Raw genomic sequence first — 5,305 nt, forward strand, 5'->3', positions numbered from 1 at the left:
ATTCCAGCTTGTCGAATCCGGTGGAAAGGCTGTTGAGGATGATGGTGCTGTCGCGCCACTCGCCGTCGCCCTTCACGTCCCAGCGGGCGTTCATCGGTGTGAACTCGCCGTTGCCCCAGTAGCGCCAGCGCCAGGTACCGCGATCCGGCAGAAAGTCGCTGGCCCTGCCGTCGAGGTGCAGTAAAAAATCGCCGGAGCGGTCTTCGTGCCCGCGCATAATCGCCTGCAGGCGGCCGTCGACGCCTTTGCTGCTGAGATGGACGCCGGCCAGCGGCCAGCGGATCTGCTCAATATTCAGAGAGTCAATTAGCTGGCCGCGGGAGCGCAGCAGCGCGCCGGGGGCAAAGGTAAGGATTGGATCGTTAAGCGGCCCGGTGAGACGCGCGGGCAGCGTGGCGTACAGGATCAGGTCGTTGTACTTCGCCTCGCCGGCCAGCTGCACCGGCATATCGCTGCCGTCCATGCTGAGCTTGCCCGGGCCAATGTTCATCACCGCGTTGCCCTTGCCCGCCGCGCCCTGTGTCACCACGTTCAGCCGGCCGGTAATCAGCATCTTATCGAGCCCCTGCTGCCAGTTATCCAGCCGCAGGCCGACGCGGCCGCTTACCGGCACGCCCTCAAGCCACGGCCAGTTCCAGCGCCCGTCGCTGATGGTCAGGCGATCCCGGGTCAGGGTCCAGGGCAGATCCAGCAGCGGATCGCCGACGCCGCGGGCCATTAATATCAGCTGTCCCTGATTTTCCCGCCATTCGAGATCCGCATCCACCGGCTCTGCTTCACCGGGAATGGAAAAGGTCGACACCACGTGGCCGTTAAGCGGCACGCCGGCGGGCACCAGCGGCATGGTGAGCGAGCCGACCAGCGTAACGGGCGGGCGATCGTCGAGGACTTTAGCGCTAAATTCATCCACGCTCAGCGCCTGCCCCTTGAGGCTGGCGCGCAGTTTGACCGAGTCGCCATCGTAGTGGAGCGTTTGCCGCTCCGGCGTCATGGCCACTGCCAGCTTGCCCTGCCATTTCTCCCACGGCGAGAAGCGCAGATGATTAATGGTCAGCCAGCTGTTGGGCAGCATCGACTGCCATTCGGCGAGGGTACGGGGCGCGTCGGGAGTGGGTTCGCTTTGCGGCAGCTTGCTCAGGCAGGCCGAGTTGACGTTGAGCTCGTCAATATCCAGCTGCCAGCGGCTTGGGTGCGAGAGCGCGGCGTTGCGCACCTCAGCCAGCTGGCAGTCGCCCACCAGATAGCGCAGTTCAGGCAGGTGCAGCTTGCCGTCACGCCAGGTGGGGCTTTTATCCAGCGAAATGCGCGTTCCGGAGGGCAGCCAGATCCCGGCCAGCGTCGGCACCCAGTGCGTCAACGTCAGCATGAGCGTCAGCGGCATTAGTATTAGCAACAGCAGTATGGCGATTGCTGCTTTCCAGGTACCCTTCATGGGTGGTCAACATCCTGATTATTTTTGGGTTTAAAACCCGCGTGGCGGCTATTGTGGCATGTTAGCCCGCGCGGTTAAAGTCGCTGCCGGCGCCCTGCGGCGCCGCTGTCTGACATAAGCATAGATGTTTCTTTCAACAACTCCCTGCCCGACTGCCTGCATCCGTCTCATTCCCGCTGTTTATCATCTACACTGATCGCTATAAGTCCATGATTAAAAACTATTTTAAGAATTGTAAGATTATTTTATATATGATAACGTGGCGGTAATTTATTTGGAGAATTGTCTTATGAAAATTGCGGTTTACAGCACAAAGCAATACGACAAAAAGTATTTGCAAAATGTAAATGATGCTTTTGGCTATGAACTTGAATTTTTCGACTTCTTACTGACGGAAAAGACAGCTAAAACCGCTCACGGCTGCGAAGCCGTCTGTATTTTCGTCAACGACGACGGCAGCCGTCCGGTGCTTGAAGAGTTAAAAAACAATGGGGTGAAGTATATCGCCCTGCGCTGCGCCGGTTTTAACAATGTCGATCTGGATGCGGCGAAAGAACTGGGCCTGCAGGTGGTGCGCGTTCCGGCCTACTCGCCGGAAGCAGTCGCAGAACACGCGGTAGGGCTGATGATGTCCCTTAACCGCCGCATTCACCGCGCCTACCAGCGCACCCGCGACGCTAACTTTTCCCTGGAAGGCCTGTGCGGCTTTACCATGCACGGTAAAACTGCCGGGATTGTCGGCACCGGCAAGATAGGCATTGCGGCCCTGCGCATTCTGAATGGATTTGGTCTGAAGCTGCTGGCATTCGATCCTTATCCGAGCCAGGCCGCGCTGGATATGGGCGTCGAGTATGTCGATCTGAAAACGCTGTTTTGCCAGTCCGACATCATCTCCCTGCACTGCCCGCTAACGCCGGACAACTACCATATGCTGGATGAAGCCGCCTTCGACAAGATGAAGAACGGCGTAATGATCATCAACACCAGCCGCGGCGGGTTGATTGACTCACAGGCGGCGATTGATGCACTGAAAACCCAGAAAATCGGCGCGCTGGGCATGGACGTCTATGAGAACGAGCGGGATCTGTTCTTCGAAGATAAATCCAATGACGTGATTCAGGACGATGTGTTCCGCCGCCTTTCTGCCTGCCACAACGTGCTGTTTACCGGGCATCAGGCATTTCTTACCGCCGAGGCGCTGACCAGTATTTCCGAAACTACCCTGAGTAACCTGCAGCAGCTGGAACGCGGCGAAAAATGCGCCAATGCTCTGGTATAAGTGATTCCGGTTTCGGACAGTCTCGCCTTTTCGGATAAAACCCAGTGACCTAAAAGGCGTTACAGTGTCATGCTGCCATCGAATAATTAAATAGGTAACTCTGTGATGAATAACAAAAAATTAACTTTTACCGTGCTTGTTGCCGGTATGATGCTTGCGAGCTGCGTTTCTTATGGGACTAAAAAAGTGACCGTACAAAAAGATCAGCTTATCCACCACCGCGTCGTGCTGGAAACCGTTAACGGCGAGAATCTGCCGGAAGGCGTTAAGACGCCGGAACTGAACTTCGATGAAGGGCTGCATATTTCCGGCGCGATGTGTAATCAGTTTACCGGTCAGGCGTCGCTTTCCGAAGGCGTGCTGAAAGCGAAAAAGGTCGCGATGACCCGCAAACTGTGTACCGATCCGCAGCTTAACCAGCTGGATGCCACCATCAGCAAAATGCTGCACGACGGCGCTCAGGTCGATCTCACGGAAAACCAGCTTACGCTGGCGACCGCTACCGACTCGCTGATCTACAAACTCGCAGATCGGGTTCAGTAACTTCTAGTAGCTGCCGCATGTCCCGGTGGCAAGAGAGGATTCACTGCATCTCTTGCCATTGGGTAACGCGCACATGCCAATCATCGATCCATCCAGCTGGCGCGCTGCCGACATCGAACCGCCAATCATTGCACAGTTTGCTTCTCCTCCGCTGGACAGTGCCGCCCGCATTCCCGGTGAAACGTGAGCCGCCGTGGCCTGCTGTTCCGGTTCGCTGCTGCAAGCAGACAGCAGCAATGCTGCGCACCCGACCCAAAAAGCTGCTTTCATTCTCATTATCCCCCTGTTAACACGTTTGCAAAACCTGTCAATAATAGGCACGCCATTGCCCGCACGTCGAGAGAGGCAATGCACATTTATGCGCCTGTGAAACATTTTCTGGCAATTTTTTACCTCAAAGATTGATCCCGCCGGGGTTGACGCCCCCGCCTGAACACAAAAGCAAAAATTCAACGCCTGACGTTTTGCTAAAATAAACGGATAACTATTAGGGTTCCCCCTTTTTCAGGTCTCTCCTTTTCTTGCAATGTAAGGTGTCATAATGATTACAACTGACGGTAATGGTGCGGTTGCGTCGGTCGCGTTTCGCGCCAGTGAAGTTATTGCCATCTACCCTATTACCCCAAGCTCGACGATGGCTGAACAGGCCGATGCGTGGTCGGGCAACGGCGTGAAAAACGTCTGGGGCGACGTACCGCGCGTGGTTGAGATGCAGTCCGAGGCCGGTGCCATTGCTGCGGTGCACGGCGCGCTGCAAACCGGCGCTCTGTCTACGTCCTTTACTTCCTCGCAGGGGCTGCTGCTAATGATCCCCACCCTGTACAAGCTAGCGGGTCAGCTGACGCCGTTTGTGCTGCACGTGGCCGCGCGCACGGTGGCTACACACGCCCTGTCAATCTTTGGCGATCATTCAGACGTAATGGCGGTGCGCCAGACCGGCTGCGCGATGCTCAGCGCCGGTAGCGTGCAGGAAGCGCAGGACTTTGCCCTGATTTCCCACATCGCCACCCTTAAAAGCCGGGTGCCGTTTATCCACTTTTTCGACGGTTTTCGCACCTCGCACGAAATCAATAAAATCACCCCGCTGGCTGACGACACCCTTCTCAGCCTGCTGCCGCAGGCGGAGATCGACGCCCACCGTGCACGGGCGCTGAATCCAGAGCATCCCGTGATTCGCGGCACCTCGGCCAACCCGGACACCTACTTCCAGTCGCGGGAAGCGACGAATCCCTGGTACAACGCCGTTTACAGCCACGTTGAGCAGGCGATGAATGATTTCGCCAGCGCTACCGGCCGCCAGTACCGTCCGTTTGAGTATTACGGCCATCCCGAGGCCGATCGCGTCATCGTGCTGATGGGCTCGGCCATCGGCACCTGTGAAGAGGTGGTTGACGAACTGCTGACCCGCGGCGAAAAAGTGGGCGTGCTGAAAGTGCGCCTGTACCGCCCGTTCTCGGCGGCGCACCTGATCGAAGCTCTGCCGGAAACCGTTAAAACTGTCGCCGTGCTGGACCGCACGAAAGAGCCCGGCGCGCTGGCCGAGCCGCTCTATCTGGACGTAATGACCGCGCTGGCGGAAGCCTTTAACAGCGGCGAGCGCGCAACGCTGCCGCGGGTTATTGGCGGACGCTACGGTCTGTCGTCGAAAGAGTTTGGCCCGGAATGCGTGCTGGCGGTGTTTAATGAACTTTCCGCCGCGCGGCCCAGGCCGCGCTTTACGGTGGGCATCTATGATGATGTCACCAACCTTTCGCTGCCGCTGGTCGAAAACACCCTGCCCGCCACCTCGCGGCTGGAGGCGCTGTTTTACGGACTCGGCAGCGACGGCAGCGTATCCGCCACCAAGAACAACATTAAAATTATCGGCAACTCCACGCCGTGGTACGCCCAGGGCTACTTCGTCTACGATTCGAAAAAGGCCGGCGGCCTGACCGTATCCCACCTGCGCGTCGCCGAGCAGCCTATCCGCTCCGCCTATCTTATCTCGCAGGCGGATTTTGTCGGCTGTCACCAGCTGCAGTTTATTGATAAGTATCAGATGGCAGAGCGCC

4 protein-coding genes and 1 pseudogene are annotated in these 5,305 nt (G+C 57.5%); 3 read left to right on the forward strand and 2 right to left on the reverse strand.

Annotated features, from left to right (window positions below):
- Positions 1 to 1,432: pseudogene (locus QZ766_RS04885) on the reverse strand (hypothetical protein); the annotation flags it as partial.
- A gap of 289 nt (positions 1,433 to 1,721) precedes the next feature.
- Here QZ766_RS04885 and QZ766_RS04890 point away from each other — a divergent pair.
- Both QZ766_RS04890 and hslJ read left to right on the forward strand, forming a co-directional pair.
- Positions 1,722 to 2,711, forward strand: a complete 990-nt coding sequence (locus tag QZ766_RS04890; RefSeq protein ID WP_297198100.1) for a 2-hydroxyacid dehydrogenase — start codon at positions 1,722 to 1,724, stop codon at positions 2,709 to 2,711.
- A 105-nt stretch (positions 2,712 to 2,816) separates the two neighbouring features.
- Positions 2,817 to 3,254, forward strand: a complete 438-nt coding sequence (gene hslJ, locus QZ766_RS04895; RefSeq protein ID WP_297198102.1) for a heat shock protein HslJ — start codon at positions 2,817 to 2,819, stop codon at positions 3,252 to 3,254.
- Positions 3,255 to 3,257: 3 nt separating this feature from the next.
- Here the strand turns inward: hslJ and QZ766_RS04900 are convergent, their stop codons facing one another.
- Positions 3,258 to 3,524, reverse strand: coding sequence for a DUF333 domain-containing protein (locus QZ766_RS04900; protein ID WP_297198105.1), 267 nt, complete (start codon positions 3,522 to 3,524; stop codon positions 3,258 to 3,260).
- 271 nt (positions 3,525 to 3,795) lie between these two features.
- On the opposite strand from QZ766_RS04900, the gene QZ766_RS04905 reads away from it, so the two are divergent.
- Positions 3,796 to 5,305 (forward strand): 2-oxoacid:acceptor oxidoreductase family protein (locus tag QZ766_RS04905; protein WP_297198108.1); only part of this gene is annotated, 1,510 nt, incomplete at its 3' end.

This window comes from uncultured Pluralibacter sp. (assembly GCF_913775985.1).
Classification (GTDB): domain Bacteria; phylum Pseudomonadota; class Gammaproteobacteria; order Enterobacterales; family Enterobacteriaceae; genus Pluralibacter.